The organism is Streptomyces sp. NRRL F-2580 (assembly GCF_000720115.1).
Classification (GTDB): domain Bacteria; phylum Actinomycetota; class Actinomycetes; order Streptomycetales; family Streptomycetaceae; genus Streptomyces.
The window spans coordinates 58,554-79,739 of record NZ_JOIR01000024.1 but is presented as its reverse complement, the minus strand read 5'-3'; the positions used below and the strand labels follow the sequence as shown (position 1 = coordinate 79,739).

Sequence of the window (21,186 nt, the reverse complement as noted above, 5' to 3'; positions counted from 1 at the left end):
AGGGGTGCTTCCGTCCGTTTCGGCTCCATAGGACCTGAAAATTAGGGTAGTCAGAGATAATTCGAAGGGCTACACTCGATGGATCTTGAACGGCTCCCCGGTTAATTCCGAATGGCTGGAGGGTGCCGTGCGCTTCGCGGGAGTGTAGGTTTGCGCAGTCGTCGTTCTGCCCGGCTATTCGCACGGCCGAGGGTCATGTCGACTGCGACGAGGATTGATGCGACACGGGGATTGGTTGGCGCTCGTCGCCGATAGCTGTTCTTGTGCAACGGGGGAGTAGGAATCAGTGCAGCCTGCGGAGAATCTGGCCAAACCGGCCAGTATGTCCGAATCCGGTATTCATGGGGAAGTGGGAGGAGTTGCGGGTAGAGAGGGAGGACTGGCCCGGATACGCCTGGCAATTGTCGGCGGCGGCCCGTACTGCACCTACGCAATGGAGCGCCTCGCCGCTTCCGTAACCTCTCGTGACGGCTCCGTCGAGCTCGACATCCACGTCTTCGACCGCACCGGTCATTTCGGTGCCGGCGCGGTGCACAGCGACGCGCAGGCTCCCACGAGCTTCCTCAACCGCATCGCCAGGCATGTGTCCTTCGGCGCGGACGAGAGCGTCGAAGACGCGGGCCCGCTGCTTCCCGCGGAGCTTCGCCCCAACCTGTACGACTGGTGCAGGCGAAAGTTCGAAGGTACCGGGGATCCCCGCTTCGACATCGATCCGGACAGCTGGCCCAAGCGCTATCTGCACGGCCTCGCGCTGCGTGAGCACTTTTCCGAGTACGTGGAAATTCTGCGTTCCCAGCCCTCGGTCACGGTGACCCTGCACCACAGTGAGGTCACCGACATCGAGGACCTCGCCGAAAAGGGAGAAGAAGGTACGCTCCTCGTCACGTCGGCCCCCGTGGGCGACGTGCGGAACGGCGCCGTGACGCGGACGGCCGTCGACCAGGTACTCCTCCTGACCGGTCACTCCTACAACGATCCCATGCGTTCGGAGCGCACCCGGCAGTGGGTCGAGTCCGCCGCTCGTACACCCGGTTCCGTTTTCGTGCCCAGCGCCTACCCGCTGCGTGAGCGACTCACTACGGAGAATGCAGGACCCGGCCGGGTGGTCGGTTGTGCCGGAACCATGCTCACGGGCATCGACGTCATCCTGCATCTTACGGAGGGCCGTGGCGGCCTCTTCCAGCGGGCCGCCACCGGTGAACTGCGCTATGTGCCGTCCGGGCACGAGCCGCGTTCCATCGTCGCCTTCAGTGAATCCGGTCTGTTCGCCTTCGCCCGGCCCCACGAGTCCGGTTCGTCCGGTGCGAAGAAGAAAAAACGGAAAGGAATATTCCTTACCGTGGAATCCGTTGACCGGCTGCGCGAGAACTTCGGGAGCGACCCGGTCAGGGTGGGACGATCGGTATCGCGCCAAATTGACTACGAGCGCCACCTGTTTCCGCTCATCGTGGCCGAAATGTGGTTGCTGTACTACGAGACGCTGTTCGGGGAAGACTTCGGCGGACACCTCGCGGAGGCCACGGCCGCCGCCCGGCGGGACTTCCTCGACCGGACCGCGGAGACCGCACCGACCGAGGAATCCGTCCGCATGCTGACGGCGCCGATCGAGCGCGCCGTCGCGGAGGCAGTCGACGCCCTGGAGTCGTTCCTCCTCGGTCGTTCGCCGTACGTCTCCCTCCGCGCCGAGGTGCGGCCCTGGTGCTTCGACACCCTGCTGTGGCGCTACGTGGACGTGGTTCTCGGACAGAGCGCCAGGGAGCGGCTGGAAGCAGCGCTCGACGACCCGGCCGAGGTGGCCTCGATCGTCGCCGGCCTGGAGTCGCCGAGCCGGCACGCCGTCCTTCCCTCCGGCAACCTGTTCTCCTGGGAACGCACCCTCGAACCGATCGCGCCGAGCGATCAGACGTCGCCCGAGCAGTACCGCAAGGCCATGGTCGAGTTCATGACGGTCGATCACGTCTGGGCGCGGCAGGGCACCTTCACCAACCCCGCCAAGACCGCGGCGGACGGCGTCTGGCGCGGCCTGCGCCCCGCCATCGTGCACGCCGTCAACTTCGGCGGCCTGCACGCCGACGCGCACCGCACCTTCCTCGGCAGCTGGCTGCGCCAGCACAACCGACTGGCGTACGGTCCGGTGCCGGAGGTCATGGAGCGGATCCAGGCGCTCATCGAGCACGGAATCCTGGACGTGTCCCCCGGGCCGTTGGCTCGGGTGGAAACGGACGGCGACACCCTCGTCGTCAGAGGTCCGCGCACCGGCGCCGTCCGCCCGATCGACGTCCTGGTCGACGGCCGGGTCCCCTCCTTCGACGCCTCGGCCGACATCGCGCCGCTCTACCCGAACCTGCTGCGCCGCGGGCTCGTACGCGTCTGGCGCAACCCGCACACCGGCGGTGGCGAGGCCTTCGAACCGGGCGGCCTCGACCTCACCGAGGACTTCCGGGTGATCCGCCCGGACGGCTCCGTCGACGACCGGATCTCCGTGCTCGGCCCCGCCATCGAGGGCCAGCGGTTCTTCCAGGGCGGTGCGATGAAGCCCGACGCGAACCACCACGCCATGCGAAACGTCCTCTGCTGGCTGCGCACCTTCTGGAAGCAGACCACTGCAGCCTGACGTGGCCCACGCGCCGGACCCTCGCCCGTATCCGACCTCTCAAGAGACGCCACTCGTCATGGACACCCAGAATGCCTACTCCCGGGCCGACAATGTGGCCGGAGTGCACCACCCCATCGGACAGCACGCGCAGCACCACCCCGACGCGCTCGCCGTGCACGAGGCGACCACCGGACGTCGCCTCACCTACCGCGACCTGTGGAACCTGGCCGGTTCCGTCGCCGCGCGGCTGACCGCCGCGGGCGTCGGCCCCGGCGACGCCTGCGGGATCGCCCTGGACCGCAGTGCGGACCTCGTGGTGGCCATGCTCGCCGTGGCCCGCACAGGAGCACGCTACGTACCACTCGACAACGGCGCGCCGTCGCGACGCCGCGCCGCACAGCTGACCGACACCGCGGCGCGCGCCGTCATCGGCGCACCCGGCGACATCGCCCGTGTGCAGGCGCTGGCTCCGGGGCTGCCCGTGATCGAGGTGGTCCGTGAGTGCGCGGGCGACCCCCTGGGCACCAGTCACGCGAGCGGTGCCGACGACGCGCTGTACGTGAACTTCACCTCCGGCACGAGCGGTCTGCCCAAGGCGGTCGTCGTGCCCCACCGTGCCGTGCGCCGCCTCGTCGACGACCCGACGTACTGCACCATCGGGCCGGGCACCCGCGTGGGCAACGCCGCCAACCCGAGTTTCGACGCCACCACCTTCGAGATCTGGGCGGCCCTGTCCGCCCGCGCCACCGTCGTGGTCCTGCCGCCCGTGGTCGCCGCCGGCCTCGACGGCTGGCTGGAGCTGCTGCGTACCGAGCGGGTCGACGCGCTGTTCCTGACCACGGCGCTGTTCCACATGATCGCCCATGAGCGGCCCGCCGCCCTGGGCGTCCTGGACACCCTGCTCGTGGGCGGCGAGGCCCTCACGCCCGAGGCCGCGCGCCGCGTGCTGGCGGCCGGACCGCCGAAGCGCCTGGTCAACGTGTACGGACCGACGGAGGTCACCACCTTCGCCACGTACTACGACCTCACGCCCGAGCGCCTCGACCACACGGACCGGGTGCCGATCGGCCACGCGATCCAGCACACCACGCTCCACGTGCTCGGACCCGACCTGCTCCCCGTCCCGGACGGAGAGCGCGGCGAACTGTGCATCGGCGGACCGGGCGTCGCGCTCGGTTATGAAGGCCGCCCCGACCTCACGGCCGAACGGTTCGTCACCGTTCCCGGTTCCGAGGACCTGGGCACGCTGTACCGCACCGGCGACGTGGTGAGCAGGGGCCGGGACGGCCGACTGGAGATCTTCGGGCGCCTCGACCGGCAGGTGAAGGTGCGGGGCTTCCGCGTCGAGCTGGAGGAGATCGAGCGGGCAGCCGTCGCCACGGGACTCGTCGAGACCGCGGTGGTCGAGAAGATCGCCGAGGGGGCCTCGGCCGCGCTCGTCGGCTTCGTGGTGCCGGCCGCGGCCCACGACACCCTCGAACACGCCGCTGTCGTGGAAAAGTTGCAGGCCGCCCTCACCGAGGTGCTGCCCGATTACATGCTTCCGGCCCGGTGGAGCGTTCTGGACCGGTTGCCGCTCGGCCCCACCGGCAAGGTGGACCGTGCCGCACTGCTGGCGGGCGGTGCCGAGGCGGGAACGCCGCAGCCGGCACCCGCCGGTTCCGCCAGTTCCGCCGATGACGGACTTCCCGATCCGGACTCCGTGGCCCGCGACGTCCTGCGCCTGTGGTGCGAGGTCCTCGACGTGCCCGACGCCCGCGTCGACGACAACTTCATCGCGTCCGGCGGCAACTCCATCCTCGCGATCCAGCTGTCGTCGCGCATCAGCGAGGCCGCGTCGGTCGACCTCGGCCCCGCGGACGTCCTGCTGGCGGCCGACCTGACCGAACTGATCGACGTGGTGCGGCGCTCGATGTCCGGTCGCGGGACGGGTGGGCACGAAAATGGCTGATCAGAACACCCCGGTCCTCGGCCGGCGCGGTGCGTCCCAGGCGCCCCTTTCCGCGGCGCAGCAGAGCCTGTGGTTCATCGAGCAGGCCCATCCCGGCACTGCCGCCTACAACGTGCCGCTGCTGCTCCGCTGGAGCGAGACGGTGGACGTGCCGGCCCTGCGCCGGGCTTTACTGCACCTGACCACTCGTCATGAGGCGCTGCGCACCACGTACGCGTCGCACGACGGCCGGCCCGTGCAGGTCGTGGGCCCGCCCCGTGCCGTCGACGTCACGGTGAGCGCACTCGATACCAGGCCGGGTCCGGACGAGCTCGACGCCGTCGCGCGGGTCCCCTTCGACCTGGAGAGCGGGCCCCTGCTGCGGTGCCACCTGTGGCAGGGAGCGCCCGAGGGTGACACCCTCTTGCTGACGGTCCATCACATCGCTTTCGACGGCTGGTCCCTGGCGACGTTCTTCGACGACCTGCGCGAGGCGTACGACGCGGCCCTGTCCCAGGGTGGCGTCCCCTCCGGCGAACCGGCGCTCCAGTACGCCGACTTCGCCGCGTGGGAGAGCGAGTCCTGGCAGCAGCGCGATGTGGAGGGCCGGGCGGCCCGACGCGCCGACGAGCTGGCCGAGGCGGCCGACTCTCCGCTGTTCCCCGGCCGAGGCGCGCCCAGCGACGACGTCCGCACGGGCGGTCATCTGGCGTTCTCCGTGCCGGCGGACCTGTGGGAGGAGACCGGCCTGGTCGCCACCCGGCTGCGGGCGACCCCCTTCGTCGTGCTCTTCGCCGCTTTCCAGGAGGTGCTGCGCCGCTGGTCGGGGGCGGAGGACTTCGTCGTCGGCACCGTCATGGCGAACCGCCCGAAGCCCGTCCTGGAGGGCGTGGTCGGCTGCTTCGTCAACACGGTTCCGCTCCGGTGCGGCCCCGCACCCGACATCACGTTCGAAGAGTTGTGCCTGCGGTCGCGTACGGAGTCCTTCCGGTCCCTGGCCCACCAGGACATCCCCTTCGACCGGCTCACGGCACTGACCGCCGCCAAGCGGGGATCCGGCCGGGGCCCGCTGGTGGAGGTCGCCTTCGGCCTGCAGAACATGCCGGCCCCCCGCGCATCGGGCCACCACCGCTGGGAGCAGCCGGAACTGCTGCCCACCGGCACCGCCCGGTACGACCTGCTCCTCCTGATCGAGCAGCGTGCCGACGGGGTCGTCGGCACCATCGAGTACGACCTCGCGCTCTGTTCCGAAGAGACCGCCGAGCGCTTCCGGGACGCCTATCTCGCACTCCTTGCCGCAGCCGTGCGCGCCCCGGAGACCGCGCTGGCCGCGCTCCCCCTGTCCAGCAGGGCTCCGGGCGCCGCCATCCCGGGCGTGCTGGCCGGACCCCGCAAGGACCTGAGCAGAAACGAACCGCCCGCCGACCGGACGCTGCTCGACGTGCTCGCCTCCCGGCTGGCCGACGACCCGCACGCCACCGCCGTCCGCGTGGGCGACACCCGGCTCAGCAGGGGCGAGCTCGACGACTGGTCCTGGTCGGTCGCCGCGCGCCTCGGCTCCGAAGGCGCAGGCGGCATCGGCGGCGTCGTCCCCGTGCTCGCCGCGCGCGGCCCCGCCCTGGTGGCGGGCTGGCTCGGCACCCTGCGCGCGGGCAGCGCCTACGTCCCGCTGAACCTGGACACACCCGTAGAGCGCCTGGAGCACGTACTCGGCGACCTGGACGCCCGGGTCGTCCTCGCCGACGCGGCCGGGGCCGCGGCGCTCCGGCGGGTGAACACCGACGTACGCGTGATCGATGTGGAGGGGCTCCGGCACGGCCCCCAGGGCGAGCGACGGTCTCCCGCCCTCACCGGCGACGACACCGCCGTGGTCATCTACACCTCGGGCACCACCGGCCGGCCCAAGAGCGTTCCCGTCCCCCACCGCGGACTCGCCAACACCGTGCTGTGGTGGGCCGATGACGCCGGACTGGGGCCGGACGACAGGCTGCTGTGCGTCGTGGGCACCTCGTTCGACCCGGCGACCTTCGAGACCTTCCGCGCGCTCGCCTCGGGCGCGGAGCTGGTCTACGCCGACGACGTCGAGCGCAAGGACGGCCGGGCCCTGCTCCGCCTCCTGCGCACCAGCACGGTGGTGTCCATGACGCCCGGCCTGTTGCGCGCCGTGCTGGACGCCGAAGACAGGGCGGACACCGCAGGCGCCGGGCACCCCGGGACCTCGCTGCGGCTGATCCACCTCGGCGGCGAGAAGCTCACCCGTGCCCTCGCCGCGGAGTGCGCACGGCGCTGGCAGGTGTCCCTGCGCAACGTCTACGGGCCCACCGAGGTCTCGTGCACCAGCCTGTCCGCGTCGGTCGACCCGGACGACCCGCAGGCGCCGCCGATCGGCTCACCCGTGTGGAACACCCGGGCCTACGTGCTCGGGCCCGCGGGGGAGGAGCTGCCGCCCGGCGTGCCCGGCGAGCTCTACCTCGCGGGGGACGGCGTGTCCCGGGGCTACCTCGGCCGCCCCGACCTCACCGCCGCGGCCTTCCTCGCGGACCCGTTCGCCCCGGCGGACGAGCCGGACGCCCGGATGTACCGGACCGGCGACCGCGTCGTGGTCCGCGGCGACGGTCTGATCGAGTACCTGGGCCGCGCCGACGATCAGGTCAAGATCCTCGGCAACCGGATCGAACCCGCCGAGGTCGCCGCACTCCTCGAGGAGCAGCACGAAGCAGTGCTGTCCGCCGCGGTCACCGTCGACGAGGACGACCCCGAGCGCCTCGTCGCGTACGTCGTCCTCGCCGACCCCGGCGCGGCACCGACCCATGACGAACTGGTCGGGCCGCTGCTGCGCTGGCTGCCCGCGGCGGTCCTGCCCGGCGCGGTCCATGCGGTGGACGCCCTGCCCATGACCCCGAACGACAAGATCGACTTCCGGGCGCTGCGCGCGCTGCGGGACGTACCGCTGCCCCGGGCCGAGCGACGGGCCGCCGAGCTGGACCCGGCGCAGCGGTGGGCGAGCGAGCAGTTCCTGTCCGCGCTGGGAGCCGACGGCCGGCTCGGCGCCTCCGCGGAGGCGCTCCGGGCGGGTTCGCTCGCCCCCGACGACGACTTCTTCGCGCTGGGCGGGCACTCGCTGCTGGCCGTGCGCATGCTGGCCGCCATCGAGCGCGAGGACGGCGCCGCGCCGGCGCTGGGGGCCTTCCTCGCCCAGCCGACCGTGGACGGCCTCGCCCGGCTGCGGGAGACCGCACCCGGCGGGCCGCGCGACGGTGCGGCACCGACGCCGCAAGGCGGCCGTCACCCGGCGACCCCGATCCAGCAGCGCATGGTGTTCCTGGACCGGCTCGCCAGCCAGCGCACCGCCTACCTGGCGCCCACCGTCGTGGAGTTCACCGGCCCGGTCGACCGCCGGGCCCTGGCCCAGGCCCTGACCCACGTCCTCGGGCACCACCCGGCGCTGCGCTCCAGGTTCGCCCTGGACCGCGACAGCAGGCAGGTCTTCTACACCACCGACGGCACCGCCCCCGAGGTCCGCCTGAGCGACTGGACCGGACGCGGCGACGAACGGTTCGCGGAGCACCTGAAGGAGCTGTGCTGGACGCCGTTCGACCTCGCCGAGGAGGCTCCGGCCCGAGCGGAGATCGCCGCGGTCGGCGACCGCACCGTACTGGTCCTGGTGTGCCACCACATCGTCGCCGACGGCTGGGCCCAGCAGCTCCTGATGCGGCAGCTGGGCGAGGCGTACCGGGCGGTCGTGGCCGGTGTACGGCCCGACCTGCCCCCGGCGGTCCACCCCGGCGCGCTGCCCGACGGCTGGGCCGCACTCGGCGCCGACCAACGCGCGGCCCGCATCGAGGTGTTGCTGGAGCGGCTGCGCGGAGCGCCCACCGACATCGAGCTCCCGCGCGACCGCGAACGCCCGTCCGTGCAGGACACCGCGGCGGACAGCTGCGCCGTCCGGCTGTCCGGGGCCACCAGTGCCCGGCTGCGCGAGGTCCTCGCCGGCGCAGGCGTCACCACTTCGATGGCGGCGCCCGCCCTGCTGGCCGCGGCACTCGCGCGGCCCGGCGGCCAGCGCGATTTCCTCTTCGCCTTCCCCTGGGCCGGGCGCGAGAGCGTCGCGGGAACCGAGGCGGTCGCCATGCTGATCAAGACGCTGGTGTTGCGGGTCGACCTGAGGGACGATCCGACCTGGCGCCAACTCCTCTCCTCTGTGAGGAAGGAGAGCCTGACGAGCTACCAGTACGCGGACGTCCCCTTCGAGGAGCTCGTCGCCGGCCTCGACCCCGGCCGCGGCCTCGGCCGCCCGCCCGTCACCCCGGTCCTCGTGACCGCCGCGTCGGGTCCGCCCGCCGTGCCCGACCTCGGGCCCGGGGTAGGGGCCCGGCAGGCGACGCCGCCCGGACTGCGCATCAAGTACGAGCTGGAACTGATGCTGCGGGACACCGACGATCGCATCGAGCTCGAACTGTCCTACTCGACGGCCTTGTTCGACCGCACGACCGTGGACGCTCTGCTGAGTGACGTGGCGCGTGCCGCCGACCTGCTGGCCACGCATCCGGACTTCCGAGTCCTGAACGATTTGACCCCGGCGCCCCAGGGCGCGCACGCCGACCGGCCCGAACAGGGTCCGGAGACTGGAGAAATACAGCCGTGACGGACCCGACGGAGGACATACGACGGATCTGGAGCACGGTGCTGGGCACCGAGGTCCAGGACACCGACGTCAACTTCTTCGACGCGGGCGGCCATTCGCTGCTCGTCATGGTACTCCAGGAGCACTTGGAGGAACTGGCGATGCGCGAGATCGCCCTGGAGGACCTCTTCGACCATCCCACCATCCGTGCACAGGCCGCCCTGCTCGCCGCGGGGCCCGATGCCGCTGCCGGTGCCGCGGTCGACGCGGGCCTGGGCGCGCGCGCCCGGTCCCAGCTGCTCGGCCGCAACCGTTCCGAGACCGTGGAGGACCGGGCATGAGCCGTACGACGGACATCGCGGTGGTCGGCCTGGGCTGCCGATTCCCCGACGGCCCCGACACCGGGGCGTACTGGAACAACCTGATGTCGGGGGTCGTGTCCACGCGTGCCCAGTCCGACGAGAGACTGAGGGCCACCGGCCTGTCCGACGCTGAGCTGAACGACCCGAACTTCGTCGGGGTGGCCGCAACGGTCCCCGACGTGGAAATGTTCGCCGCCGAGTTCTTCGGCTACTCCCCGGCCGAGGCCGAAAGCATCGACCCCGGCCAGCGGCTCTTCCTCGAAGTCTGTTGGGAGGCCCTGGAGTCCGCCGGGCACGCCCCCGGCGAGTCCGGTACGGGGCCGGTCGTCGGCGTCTTCGCCAGCGGCGGCCCGAGCCCCTACACCGTGGCTCTGCAGGCGGCCAAGCTCCGTGAGGGCGGCCTCGCCGCCGCGGTCGACGACCTGGACCTCACCCTCGGCGGGGCACCGGACTTCCTGGCCTCGCGCGTCGCGTACAAACTGGGCCTGCGCGGCCCCTCGGTCGGCGTCCAGACGGCGTGCTCGTCCTCCCTCACCGGAGTGCACTACGCCGTCCTCAGCCTGCTGTCCGGCGAATGCGACCTGGCCGTCGTCGGCGGTGCGGCCGTCAGCGACCCGCTGGTCGGCTACAACTACCAGCCCGGCGGGGTGATGTCCGAGGACGGGCACTGCCGCCCGTTCGACGCCCGCTCCACCGGCACCGCCGCAGGTGCGGGGGCGGGGGCCGTGGTGCTCCGCCGCCTGGCCGACGCGCTCGCCGACGGCGACACCGTGCTCGCCGTGGTGCGCGGCAGCGCGGTCGGCAACGACGGGTCCCAGCGCTCCGGCTTCACGGCGCCCAGCTCCACGGGGCTCGCCGGGGTCGTCGCCGGGGCGCTCGCGGTGGCGGACACGGCGCCGCACACGGTGCGGTACGTCGAAGCACACGGCTCCGGCACCCAGCTGGGCGACAGCCTCGAACTCCGTGGTCTCACCGAGGGGTTCCGGACCGCCGCCGAGAGCGCCGGAACCCTGCAGCCGAGCCCCGGCGGGTGCGCCCTCGGTTCGGTGAAGGCCAACATCGGGCACGCCGGCTGGGCCGCGGGAATCGCCGGATTCATCAAGGCCGTACAGGTCGCGTACACCGGCGTCGTACCGCCGCACCCGTCCTTCGAGCACCCCCGGGACCCGGGAGTCCTCGCCGACAGCCCCTTCCGGATCCCGAAGGCACCGTCGCCCATCGACGGCGACGGCGACGGCGACGGCTGGCACGTCCTGGTCAACTCGATGGGCCTCGGCGGTACCAACGCCACCGTGGTGCTCGCACCGCCCCCCGCCCCCACCCGCCCCGCGGCCGAGCCCGCCGACCGGACGCGTCTCGTCCTGTCCGCCCGCACGCGCACCGAACTGGACGCGCTGTCACGCCTGCTGGCCGACAGCCTGGACGCCGGTGCCCCCGCGGGCGACGTGGCCCACACCCTGCGGGTCGGCCGCCGCTCCTTCGCCGAGCGCCGGGTCGTGACGGCCGCCCCGGACCGGCTCGCCGCCGCCCTGCGGCTGCCGCGTCCGCCGCATGCGCGGACCGTGCGGGCCACACCGGGCAAGGTCGTCCTGGTCGCCCCGGAGCACGGGGAGGCCGTACCGGCCAAGCCGCTCCTCGACCACTTGGTGAAGGCCTTCAACGGCCGGGCCGACGTGGTCACGCAGGCCCCCGCCGATCCGGCGCCGCACACCCACGTCCTGTGGCTGTCGGCCGAGGACGCCCCGGCCGGCGCCCACCTGCTCGTGCTCGGCCCGCAGGGCGTGCCGGAGCCGGACGCCCTGGACGAGGCCGTCACCACGGCGTGGCTCCACGGCGCCGAGGTCGACTGGGCGTACCTCGCGCGGGGCGCCCGCGGACGGCGGCTCGCCCTGCCCACCTACCCCTACGAGCGGCGCCGCTACTGGGCCCTCGACCGCATCGACGTACGGGCCGTCTCCGCCCCCGCCACTGCGGCGGGCACCGGCGTACCGGCGGCCGAAGGCCGTCCGACGGGCGCCGACGTGACGGAGGAGACGCTCCTCGCCATCTGGGCCGAGCTGTTCGGCACCCCGGACATCGGCCTCGACGACGAGTTCGGCGCGCTGGGCGGGACGTCCCTGCTGTCGGTGAAGATGGGGCTGGAGGTCCACGCGCGGCTCGGCGTCCTGGTCAACCTGCACCGCGTCGGAGGCAGCCGGGCCACTGTGCGCAAGCTCGCGGCCACCGTGCGCGCCGGGCTGAAGGCCGAGGACGCGACGCCCGCCGACGGGGAGAACGCCGACGGGGAAATCGCGGACGGCGAGGGCGCACTCGTCGACGCCGATCTCGGGCTGTCGCTGGGAGAGGCGTCAACCGCCACCGCCCCGGGAACCGACGTCTTCCTCACCGGAGCCACCGGCTTCCTCGGCGCGTTCCTCCTGCACCAGCACCTCGCCGCGACGCAGCGCCGTGTGTACTGCCTGGTGCGTGCGGACAGCGAAGCCGAGGGCGAACGGCGCCTGCGGGAAGCCGCGGCCTCGTACGGGCTGCCCGTACCCGACCCCGAGCGGGTACGGGTGGTGACCGGTGACCTGCGCGACGTCGAAAAGGTCTGTGACGAATACCGCGACGGCGAACTGACGCGCCGTGTCGGGCACATCATGCACTGCGCCGCCCGGGTGGTGTTCACCGAGCCCTACAGCGAACTGCGCGACGACAACGTCGTCCCCACCCTCGGTCTGCTGCGCTGGGCGCGGCGCCACGGCGTGCGGGAGTTCAACTTCGTCTCCTCGCTGGCGGCGACGGGAGCCGCGCTCGGCGCCGACGGCCGGACCCTGGAGACGAGGGAGCAGCCGCTCGACCCCGCCGCGGGCGGCTACGGCGTCGGCAAGTGGGTCTGCGAGCGGCTCCTGGAGCGCGCGGAGACGGACGGCATGCGCGTACGCGTGTTCCGGCCCGGCCTCATCCTCGGCTCGACCGTCACCGGCGCCTGCAACCCGAAGGACATGCTCTGGCGCATGCTGGCCGCCGGCCTCGCCGCGGGGGCCCATCCGCTGGACGACCGGCCGATGCCGATGGCACCCGTCGACCTCGTGTCGCGGGCCGTCGTCGACCTCGCGTTCACGCCCGGCGCGGCGGGGCGGGCCTTCCACCTCGTGGCACCCGAAGGGGTCAGCGCGCAGCGGCTGTTCGCCCTGCTCGGCGAGAGCGGACTGCCCACCGAACCGCTGAGCCGATCCGACTGGCTCTCAGCGGTGGTCGAGCGGGCCCGTGCCTCGGACAACGAGGTGCTGAGCAGCATGGCGCTCTACGACCTCGCAGGACACGAGAGCGGCGACAGCGCCGTCGAAGCGGTGGCATGGCGCCCCTGGCTGGCCGAGAGCGGCCACAGCCCGGAGCCCAGCGGGGAGTTGCTGCGCACGGCGCTGCGGCACCTCGCCGGCAAGGACCCGGCCTATCTGGAACTACTCGGGAGCCGTGGCACACCCGGACCCGATCGAAATGAGTGAGGAAGACGTGACGGAACGACAGCAGACCGATCTGCTCGCCGTGCTGGGCGCGGGAGTCATGGGCGTGGGAATCGCCGCACTGGCCCTCGGCCACGGCATTCCGGTGGTCCTCGTCGACGTGGACGCCGCCGCGCTGGAGCGGGCCGCCCGGGAGGTGCCGCTGCGCATCCGCCAGGGGCAGCTCCTCGGCAAGCTGCCGCGCGACACGACGCACCCCCCGCTGGTGACCACCACCTCCCTCGACGAGGTGAGGGACGCCACGGTCGTGGTGGAGGCCGTGGTGGAACTGCCGGCGGTCAAGGCCAAGGTCCTCAGCGAGGTGTCCGAGCTGGTGGCTCCCGGCACGCCGGTGGTGACCAACACCTCCGGCATCCCGGTCGACGAGCTCGCCGGGCACACCGCCCGCCCGGCCGACGTCCTCGGCGCGCACTTCATGAACCCGCCGTACCTGATCCGCACCGTCGAGGTGATCCGAGGGCCGCGCACCTCCGAAGCCGCGCTCGGCCGGGCCCTGGCGCTGCTCACCGCCCTCGACCGGGAGTCGATCGTGGTGGGAGACGGCCCCGGCTTCGTGATCAACCGGATCCTCCAGCGGATGATCAACGAGTCCGCCCGGATCGTCGAGGAGGGCATCGCCTCCCACGAGGGCGTCGACTCCCTCTTCCAGGGCTGTCTCGGCCATACGACGGGCCCGCTCGCCACCGCGGACCTGATCGGGCTCGACAACGTCGTCGACAGTCTGCGGGTACTCCACGAGCGCACCGGCGACGCCGGGTACGCGCCGTGCGACCTGCTGCTCAGCAAGGTCGCCGCGGGTGACTTCGGACGCAAGACGGGGCGTGGCTTCTATGCGTACACACCCTGACCCGACCCGTCCGGACCCTGACCCGACCACCGCCGTCCCTTCGGGACCCATGACCGAGAGGCCCCTGATCACCGTGTCCACCACCTCTTCCGCCCAGCCGACCGCCGCCGAGATCGAGGCCGCGCTGCTCTCCTTCCTGGAGGGCCGCGTGAAGGTGCCGGTGGCCCCCGACACCGACCTGTTCGCCTCCGGGGCGATCACCTCCCTGTTCTCCCTCGAACTGGTCGTCCACGTGGAGACGGCGTACGGCGTGGCGGTCCAGGGGGACGAGCTGCGGATGGACAACTTCCGCAGCGTGCAGGCCATGGTGGCGCTCGTCGAGCGGCTACGGGACGGGGTCCGCTCGTGAACGAGGCGATGGAGCAGGCGGCCGTCCTCGTCACCGGTCTCGCCGAGGGCATGGCCGAGGAGTGGGACCGCCGCGCCGAACTGCCGCGCGAGGTGATCCGCGAGCTCGGCGCCAAGGGCGTGCTCTGCGCCGACGTCCCCGAACACTTCGGCGGCCTCGGCTTGAGCAGTCTCGACAACGGGCAGCTGATCGCCGCCACGGGCGAGGTGTGCAGCTCCCTGCGCAGCATCATGACGTCGCAGGGCATCGCCGCCTGGACCGTGTCCCGGTTCGGATCGGCCGAGCAGCAGGCGGACTTCCTGCCGCGCCTCACGTCCGGCGAAAGCGCGGGAGTGGCGTTCAGTGAGCCGGGGGCCGGCAGCGACCTGGCCGCGATGGCCACCGAGATCACCCGGGACGGCGACTCGATCGTCGTCGACGGGGTGAAGACCTGGGTGACGGGCGCCCACTACGCGTCCCTGCTCGTGGTCTTCGGCCGGTACGGCAACGGGGCCGCCATGGCCGTGGTCCCGGCCGACGCCCCCGGAGTGAGCATCGAGCGCGTGCCCGACCCGCTCGGCTGCCGTGCGGCCGGGCACTCCACCGTGCGCCTCAGCGGCGTGCGGCTGCCCGCGGAGTACCTGCTCGGCGGTGCGGGGATGCCGGTGACCATGCTCGCGACCTCCTCGCTGACCCACGGGCGGATCTCCGTGGCCTGGGGCTGCGTCGGCATGCTCCGGGCCTGCCTGCGCGAGGTCGTACGCCACAGCGCCCGGCGGGAGACCTTCGGCAGCCCGCTCTCGCAACACCAGCTGATCCGACGTCATATCGCCGAGCTGCACGTGGGCGAGCGCACCGCGACCCACGCCTGTGAGCGCGCCAGCGCGGACTGGGACGCCAAGCGGCCGCAGCACACGTCGGCGGCCGTACTCGCCAAGCACGTGGCCGCCGGGCACGCGGCGCGCGGCGCGGCCAGCGCCGTACAGGTGCTCGCTTCGGCGGGAGCCACCTCCTCGCACGTGGTGGCCCGCGCGTTCCGGGACGCCAAGCTGATGGAAATCATCGAAGGAAGCAACGAGATCAGCCAGCTGCTCCTGGCTGACGAGGCAATGACGGTGTGGGCATGACGAAGCGTGACGGTAACGGCGACGAGATCGGCCTGGGTGCCATCCACTGCCTGCTGCCGGACGAACGGACGAAGGTGGCCGATCTGCCCGAGACGGGTCTGCTCGGCCACGAGGAAGCCGAGTTCGCCCGGGGCTCGGGCGTGGAGACCGTCGGCGTGTTCGACGGGCGCGCCACCGCCGGCCTCGCGGCCGAGGCCGTGCGCGGGCTCGGCCTGGCGGAGACCGATCACCCGGATCTGCTGATCCTGGTCAGCCCCCGCTCCCCGGACGTGCTGCTCGGTTCGGACGTCGGCCAGGTGCAGGCGGAGGCCGGCCTGACCGGTACCTTCTCCTTCACCGTGGACGGCCTCGGCTGCACCGGCTCCAGCGCGGCGTGGGCGCTGGCCCGCGACCTGATCGCAGCTGACCCGGGCCGCGACAGCGCGGTGATCGCCCACGCCAGCCGCCCCACGGGGGCCGACCGGGTGCGCTACCCGGTCACCGTGATCGGTGACGGCGCGTACGCCATGACCATGGTGCGCGGTGGCCGTCCGGTGCTGCGCGCCCACCGGATGGAGAGCGACGGCACCTTCCACGACCTCTTCCGCGTCGACTACAAGTCCGCGCCCTGGTACGAGTGGCGCGAGGAGTGCCAGTCGGCGGACCGCTACCGGTTCGAGCTGGCCCTGCACAGCCGGCAGCGCTTGGGCCGCCTGGTCGACGAGGTGCTCGCCGACGCGGGGATCGGCAAGCAGGACGTCGCCGCGACGCTGATGCAGAACGTCACCTCGGGGGCGTTCGACTTCTACGAGACCCTGCTCGGACTCCCCATCCACCCCGTCTGCCGACGCCATCTCACGGAGTTCGGCCACCTGGGGGCGATGGACGTCGTGCTCAACCTGCAACTGCTGCTCGCCGAGGGCGGACTGCGGCACGGCGATCACGTGCTCGTCCTGAACAACAGCCCGGTCGCCGCCTGGGCCGCCACACTCTGGGAGATCTGACCATGTCGCAATCCGCAGCCGGGCCGACGCCGGCCGAAGCCGACCAGCCCCTGGTCAAGTGTCTGGTCTGGGACCTGGACAACACCCTGTGGCGCGGCACGATCCTCGAAGACGAAGAGGTCGAGCTGCCCGAGGAGATCCGGCGCACCGTGGTGGAGCTGGACGCGCGGGGCATCCTGCAGTCCGTCGCCAGCCGCAACGACCACGACCTCGCCTGGGAGCGGCTGGAGAAGCTCGGGATGGCCGAGTACTTCGTCCTCCCGCAGATCGGCTGGGGCCGCAAGTCGGACTCCGTCCGCACCATCGCGAGCCAGCTCCAGTTCGCCGAGTCGGTCGTCGCCTTCATCGACGACCAGCCCACCGAGCGTGCCGAGGTGACCCATGAGCTGCCCGCCGTGCGGACCTACGAGGCAGAGCGCGCCACGGAGCTGACGGGGCTGCCGGAGTTCAGCCCCGCCCATGTCACCCAGGACGCGGCGAACCGCCGTGCGATGTACCGGGCGGGCTTCCAGCGCGAACAGGCCGAGCAGGAACACGTCGGATCCAGCGAGGAGTTCCTCAAGTCCCTCGACCTGCGCCTGGTCATCGAGCACGCGGGCGACGAGCATCTGGCACGGGTCGAAGAGCTGACGCTGCGCACGAGCCAGATGAACGCGACCGGCGTGCACTACTCGGACGCCGACCTGCGGGCCCTGCTCGCCGACCCGGACCACGACGTCCTCGTCATGAGCCTGACCGACCGCTTCGGCAGCCACGGTGCCGTCGGCGTGATGCTGCTGGAGCGCGGCAGGGAGAGCTGGCGCCTCAAGCTCCTGGCCACGTCCTGCCGCGTGGTCTCTTTCGGCACCGGCGCGACGATCCTGCGCTGGCTCATGGCCCAGGCGCACCGCGCCGGCGTGCACCTGACCGCCGACTTCCGCGCCACCGACCGCAACCGGATCATGGAAGTGGCCTACAGGTTCGCCGGCTTCACCCAGCAGCCGTGCCCGGACTGCGGCCCGGCAGCCGGATCCGACGCGGCCGACGGCGCGGAATCCGGCATCCAGCGGCTTCACCTCGTCCCCACCGCCCAGGAGGTCTCGACCACCATGCGGGTCACGGCCCCGACGCTCGGCGCCGACCGGATCCACTCCGTGCACGAGTGCTACGGCTACCGCGTGGAATGCTCGTACGACGTCGCCGCGAGCGGCGTGGTGCGGGACTTCTTCGGCCCGGCCGTGGCCGATGACGCCCTGACCGGGGCCCACAGCCGCACCGTGCGGCTCGGTTTCTCGGTGCAGGACGGTCCGGCCGGTGAAGCCGTGAACCCGCCGCACAACCTGGACGTGATGACGGGCGACCCCATCGTGATCGACACGGTCAGCTCCCGCTGCGTGTTCGACCCGACGAGCGCCTCGGGTGAACTCGTGCTGGCCCGGGCCGACCTGGAGAGCTCCGCCGTATGGGGCCGGTGGATCCTCGAGCGCCTCTTCCTGTACCTCGTCTGCCGCTCCCCGCGCAGCTACCCGCTGCACGCGGGGGCCATCGAGGCCGATGGACGGGTCGCCGTCCTGACCGCCGCCGCGGGCGTGGGCAAGTCGACGTTCACGTACTGGGCGCTGCACCGCGGGGCGCGCCTGGTGGGCGAGGACATCCTGGCCAGGAACATGGACGAGCCCGGCGGTGTGCTGTGGGGCTACCCCCGCGCCCTGTACCTGAGCCCCGAGATGATCGCCCGCAGCACGGCGCTCCAGGACGCGACCGCCGCGCCGATCGAGAACGGTGCCAAGTGCCGCGTCACCGTCCCCGCGGCGCTGGAAGACCGGCTGCTGTCGCGGGCCCGTCCCTCCTGCCTGGTCTTCCTGGTCAGGGGCGAGGGCGGTGCACCGCGCGAGCTGGACATCGAAGAGGCCCTCGACCGCTGCCGCGAGGACTACGCCACCGCGAAGAGCGCCGAAGGCGTCGCCGCGGTGGAGGAGGACCTCAGGGAGGTCCTGGCGGGGCTGCCGCTGTGGGAGTTCGAGGTCTCCGACGACCTGGACGAGAGCTACGACAGGCTGCACGCGGCCCTCGTCGCCCTGCCGACGAAGTCCGCCGAGTGACCAGGAGAACCATGCACGAGCTGAAGCAGGCCACCTCCCTCTACGAGGTGTTCGCCGGGCAGGCCGCCCAGCGCCCCGACACCGTGGCGATCACGGACGGCCCGCTCGACATCACATACCGCGAACTCGAGACCGCGGCCCGGGAGTACCGCGCCGGCCTCGCGCTCCACGGCGTACGACCCGGGGACCTGGTGGGCATCAGCCTCGAACGAGGCTGGGAAGTCGTCGCGGCGATCCTCGGCATCCTCGGTCACGGCTGCGGCTACGTTCCGCTGGACCCCTCGTACCCGGCGGACCGGCTCGCCTTCATGGTGCGGAACAGCGGCGTGCGCGCGGTGATCTCGGCGCCGGACAACGCCGCGCTGCCCGCCGGTTTCGACCGGGTGGTGCGCTCGGACGGTGACGCGGCCGCATCCGCCGAACCCCTGCCGAGGCCCGAGGGCACCCCGGTCTACGTGATCTACACGTCGGGGTCGACGGGGCAGCCCAAGGGGGTGGCCGTCCCCGAGAGCGCGGTCCTCGAACTGTTCAGGTCCTGCTCGGACGGCCCGTTCGAGTTCGGTCCCGACGACACGTGGACGCAGTACTTCAGCTACAGCTTCGACTTCTCCGTATGGGAGATCTGGGGCAGCCTGCTGTTCGGCGGGCGGCTCGTGATCGTGCCGCCGGAGACCGCCCGTCGTCCCGCGGCGTTCCTCGAACTCCTCGCCGAGCAACGGGTCACGGTGCTCAACGCGGTCCCGAGCTTCTTCAAGTACATGCCGAAGGCGTACGAGCGCGCTCCCGTCCCGCTCTCCCTGCGCTACGTGGTCTTCGGCGGCGAGCAGCTGGACCCCATGTCGGTGCGCCGGTGGATGCAACTGCGTCCGGGAGCCGAGACGTTGGTCAACATGTACGGCATCACCGAGACGACCGTGCACACCACCTTCGGCGCGCTCACCGAGGACCGGGTGGCGTCCGACGGTTCCGGCACCTGGATCGGTGAGCCGCTGGCGCACCACCGGATGGCCGTGCTGACCCCGGAGGGGCAGCCGGCGCCCGAGGGCGAGCCGGGCGAGGTGTACATCGCGGGCCTGGGGCTCGCCGACGGATACTTCCGGCAGCCGGACCTGACGGCGGAGCGGTTCCCCCGGCTCAAGCTGGCCGGCGACGACGAGACGCGCACCTGGTACCGCACGGGTGATGTCGCCCGGCGGCTGCCCGACGGCACGTACGAGTACCTCGGCCGCAACGACCGGCAGATCAGCCTGCGCGGGTTCCGCGTCGAACTCGGCGAGGTGGAGGCGGCCCTGCGCGCCGAGTCCGACGTCCTCGACGCGGTCGTCCTGACCGAGGAGACCGCGGGCGGCGAGTCGCTCCTCGTCGCCTATGTGGCCCTCGCCCCGGACCGGACGGCGACCGAGCAGCTCACCGCGCAGCTGCGCGAGGCGTGCCGCACGCGGCTGCCCGCGCACATGCTGCCCAACCGGCTCGTGGTGGTCTCGGAGATGCCGCTCGCCCCGTCGGGGAAGCTCGACCGGGCGCGGCTCGCCACCGACAGCGCGCTGCGGGTGGTTGTGCGATGAGTCTGGAGATCGAGCGCAAGTTCACGGTGGCGGACGGTTGGCGGGTGCCCCCGGGTACGACCGGGGAGCAGCTGCGCCAGGCCTATCTGTCGCCCCAGGGCGCCCCCGTGGAGTTCCGGGTCAGGTCCAAGCGGGACGCCCGCGTCATGACGGTGAAGACCTTCGACGCCGCTTCGGGTGCCATGGTGCGCCAGGAAGTCGAGTTCGAGATCGACGACGCGGTCTTCACGCAGCTCTGGGATCTGGCCGGAGGCGACTGCCTGAGCAAGTACCGCTGGAACGTTCCCCTGGAGCACCACGTGGCGACCGTCGACGAGTACGACGGGGCCCTGGCCGGACTGCGCGTGGTCGAGGTCGAGTTCGACACTCTGGAGGAGGCCAGGAGCTTCGAGCCGCCCGACTGGTTCGGCGAGGAAGTGACCGGCAGTCCGGCCTGGAGCAACCGTGTACTCGCGGCTTCGGCACGAGCGGTGCCCGACGAACAAGGAGAGACCCGATGAACCGGCACGTTGCGTTCGAGCGACTGCACAACTTCCGTGACCTGGGCGGCTACCGCTCGGCCGACGGCAGGACCGTCGCCTGGCAGACGCTGTACCGGGCCGACTCGCTCGGCAAGCTGCAGGGGGCCGACTGGGAGCGCTTCCTGGAGCTCGGCGTGCAGACCGTCATCGACCTGCGCTATCCCTGGGAGATCGAGGCCAAGGGCCGGGTGCCCGAGGCCGAGCGCTTCCACTACGTCAACCTGAGCATCGAGCACCAGCCGTACGACCAGGCGGAGATCTCCCCCGACGTCGACCCGTGGCGCTACCTCGCCGACCGCTTCGCCGAGGTCACCGAGGACGGGGCCGAGGAGATCCGGCAGGTCCTGGAGCAGATCGCCGGGGCCCCCGGCCCGGTCGTCTTCCACTGCACCTCGGGCAAGGACCGCACCGGGCTCATCGGGGTGTTCGTCCTCACCCTGCTCGGAGTGGACCGCGAGGACGTGCTCGCGGACTTCGAGCTGACGGAGCTGGCCACGGAGCGCCTGCTCGCGGACTGGCACACCGCCAACCCCGACCGGGTCATGAAGTGGCCGGGCTACGGACGCGCCCCCGCGGAGATCATGGAGCTGGTCCTGGCCGACCTCGAATCCCGCTACGGATCCGTACACGGCTACCTCAAGGACCGGGTCCAGCTCACGGACGCCACGGTCGACCGGCTGCGGTCCCGGCTCCTCACCGGCGGGGACGCCTGAAGC

At 72.0% G+C, this 21,186-nt stretch carries 12 protein-coding genes and 1 pseudogene; all 13 read left to right on the top strand.

Translation table 11 applies throughout. The annotated features are described in order from the left end of the window. The first annotated feature begins 322 nt into the window (after positions 1–322). The 13 genes and pseudogenes from IF88_RS0125220 (at position 323) to IF88_RS0125160 (ending at position 21,183) form a co-directional block, all read left to right on the top strand. Entirely contained in the window at positions 323–2,614 is a 2,292-nt protein-coding gene (locus tag IF88_RS0125220; RefSeq protein ID WP_078893127.1) for an FAD/NAD(P)-binding protein, read from the top strand. Positions 2,615–2,672: 58 nt separating this feature from the next. Next, complete coding sequence (locus tag IF88_RS0125215) at positions 2,673–4,547, top strand: non-ribosomal peptide synthetase (RefSeq protein WP_078893126.1); 1,875 nt, start codon at positions 2,673–2,675, stop codon at positions 4,545–4,547. After that, positions 4,540–9,171, top strand: coding sequence for a non-ribosomal peptide synthetase (locus IF88_RS0125210; RefSeq protein WP_030716814.1), 4,632 nt, complete (start codon positions 4,540–4,542; stop codon positions 9,169–9,171). The genes IF88_RS0125215 and IF88_RS0125210 overlap by 8 nt, the downstream gene beginning before the upstream one ends. After that, entirely contained in the window at positions 9,168–9,491 is a 324-nt protein-coding gene (locus IF88_RS0125205; RefSeq protein WP_030716811.1) for an acyl carrier protein, read from the top strand. Before IF88_RS0125210 ends, IF88_RS0125205 begins: the two co-directional genes overlap by 4 nt. Next, positions 9,488–13,000, top strand: a complete 3,513-nt coding sequence (locus IF88_RS42310) for a thioester reductase domain-containing protein (protein ID WP_051837520.1) — start codon at positions 9,488–9,490, stop codon at positions 12,998–13,000. The genes IF88_RS0125205 and IF88_RS42310 overlap by 4 nt, the downstream gene beginning before the upstream one ends. After that, a complete protein-coding gene (locus IF88_RS0125195; RefSeq protein WP_051837526.1) occupies positions 12,993–13,865 on the top strand; it encodes a 3-hydroxyacyl-CoA dehydrogenase family protein in 873 nt (290 codons plus the stop codon). The genes IF88_RS42310 and IF88_RS0125195 overlap by 8 nt, the downstream gene beginning before the upstream one ends. 49 nt (positions 13,866–13,914) lie before the next feature. Next, on the top strand, positions 13,915–14,214 hold the full coding sequence (locus tag IF88_RS0125190; RefSeq protein WP_051837518.1) for an acyl carrier protein: 300 nt from the start codon (positions 13,915–13,917) through the stop codon (positions 14,212–14,214). Next, complete coding sequence (locus tag IF88_RS0125185; RefSeq protein ID WP_420711002.1) at positions 14,211–15,320, top strand: acyl-CoA dehydrogenase family protein; 1,110 nt, start codon at positions 14,211–14,213, stop codon at positions 15,318–15,320. The genes IF88_RS0125190 and IF88_RS0125185 overlap by 4 nt, the downstream gene beginning before the upstream one ends. After that, the gene (locus IF88_RS0125180; RefSeq protein ID WP_030716795.1) at positions 15,317–16,303 is read left to right on the top strand and encodes a 3-oxoacyl-[acyl-carrier-protein] synthase III C-terminal domain-containing protein; all 987 of its coding nucleotides are present in this window, start codon (positions 15,317–15,319) and stop codon (positions 16,301–16,303) included. The genes IF88_RS0125185 and IF88_RS0125180 overlap by 4 nt, the downstream gene beginning before the upstream one ends. 2 nt (positions 16,304–16,305) lie before the next feature. Next, positions 16,306–17,415, top strand: a pseudogene (locus IF88_RS49645) (HAD-IIIC family phosphatase); the annotation flags it as partial. A gap of 980 nt (positions 17,416–18,395) precedes the next feature. Then, positions 18,396–19,949 carry an amino acid adenylation domain-containing protein gene (locus IF88_RS0125170; RefSeq protein WP_030716790.1) on the top strand — a complete coding sequence of 518 codons (1,554 nt, stop codon included), beginning with the start codon at positions 18,396–18,398 and terminating at the stop codon, positions 19,947–19,949. Next, positions 19,946–20,449, top strand: coding sequence for a CYTH domain-containing protein (locus IF88_RS0125165; protein ID WP_030716787.1), 504 nt, complete (start codon positions 19,946–19,948; stop codon positions 20,447–20,449). Before IF88_RS0125170 ends, IF88_RS0125165 begins: the two co-directional genes overlap by 4 nt. Further along, entirely contained in the window at positions 20,446–21,183 is a 738-nt protein-coding gene (locus IF88_RS0125160; protein WP_030716785.1) for a tyrosine-protein phosphatase, read from the top strand. Before IF88_RS0125165 ends, IF88_RS0125160 begins: the two co-directional genes overlap by 4 nt. The last annotated feature ends 3 nt before the right edge of the window (positions 21,184–21,186 follow it).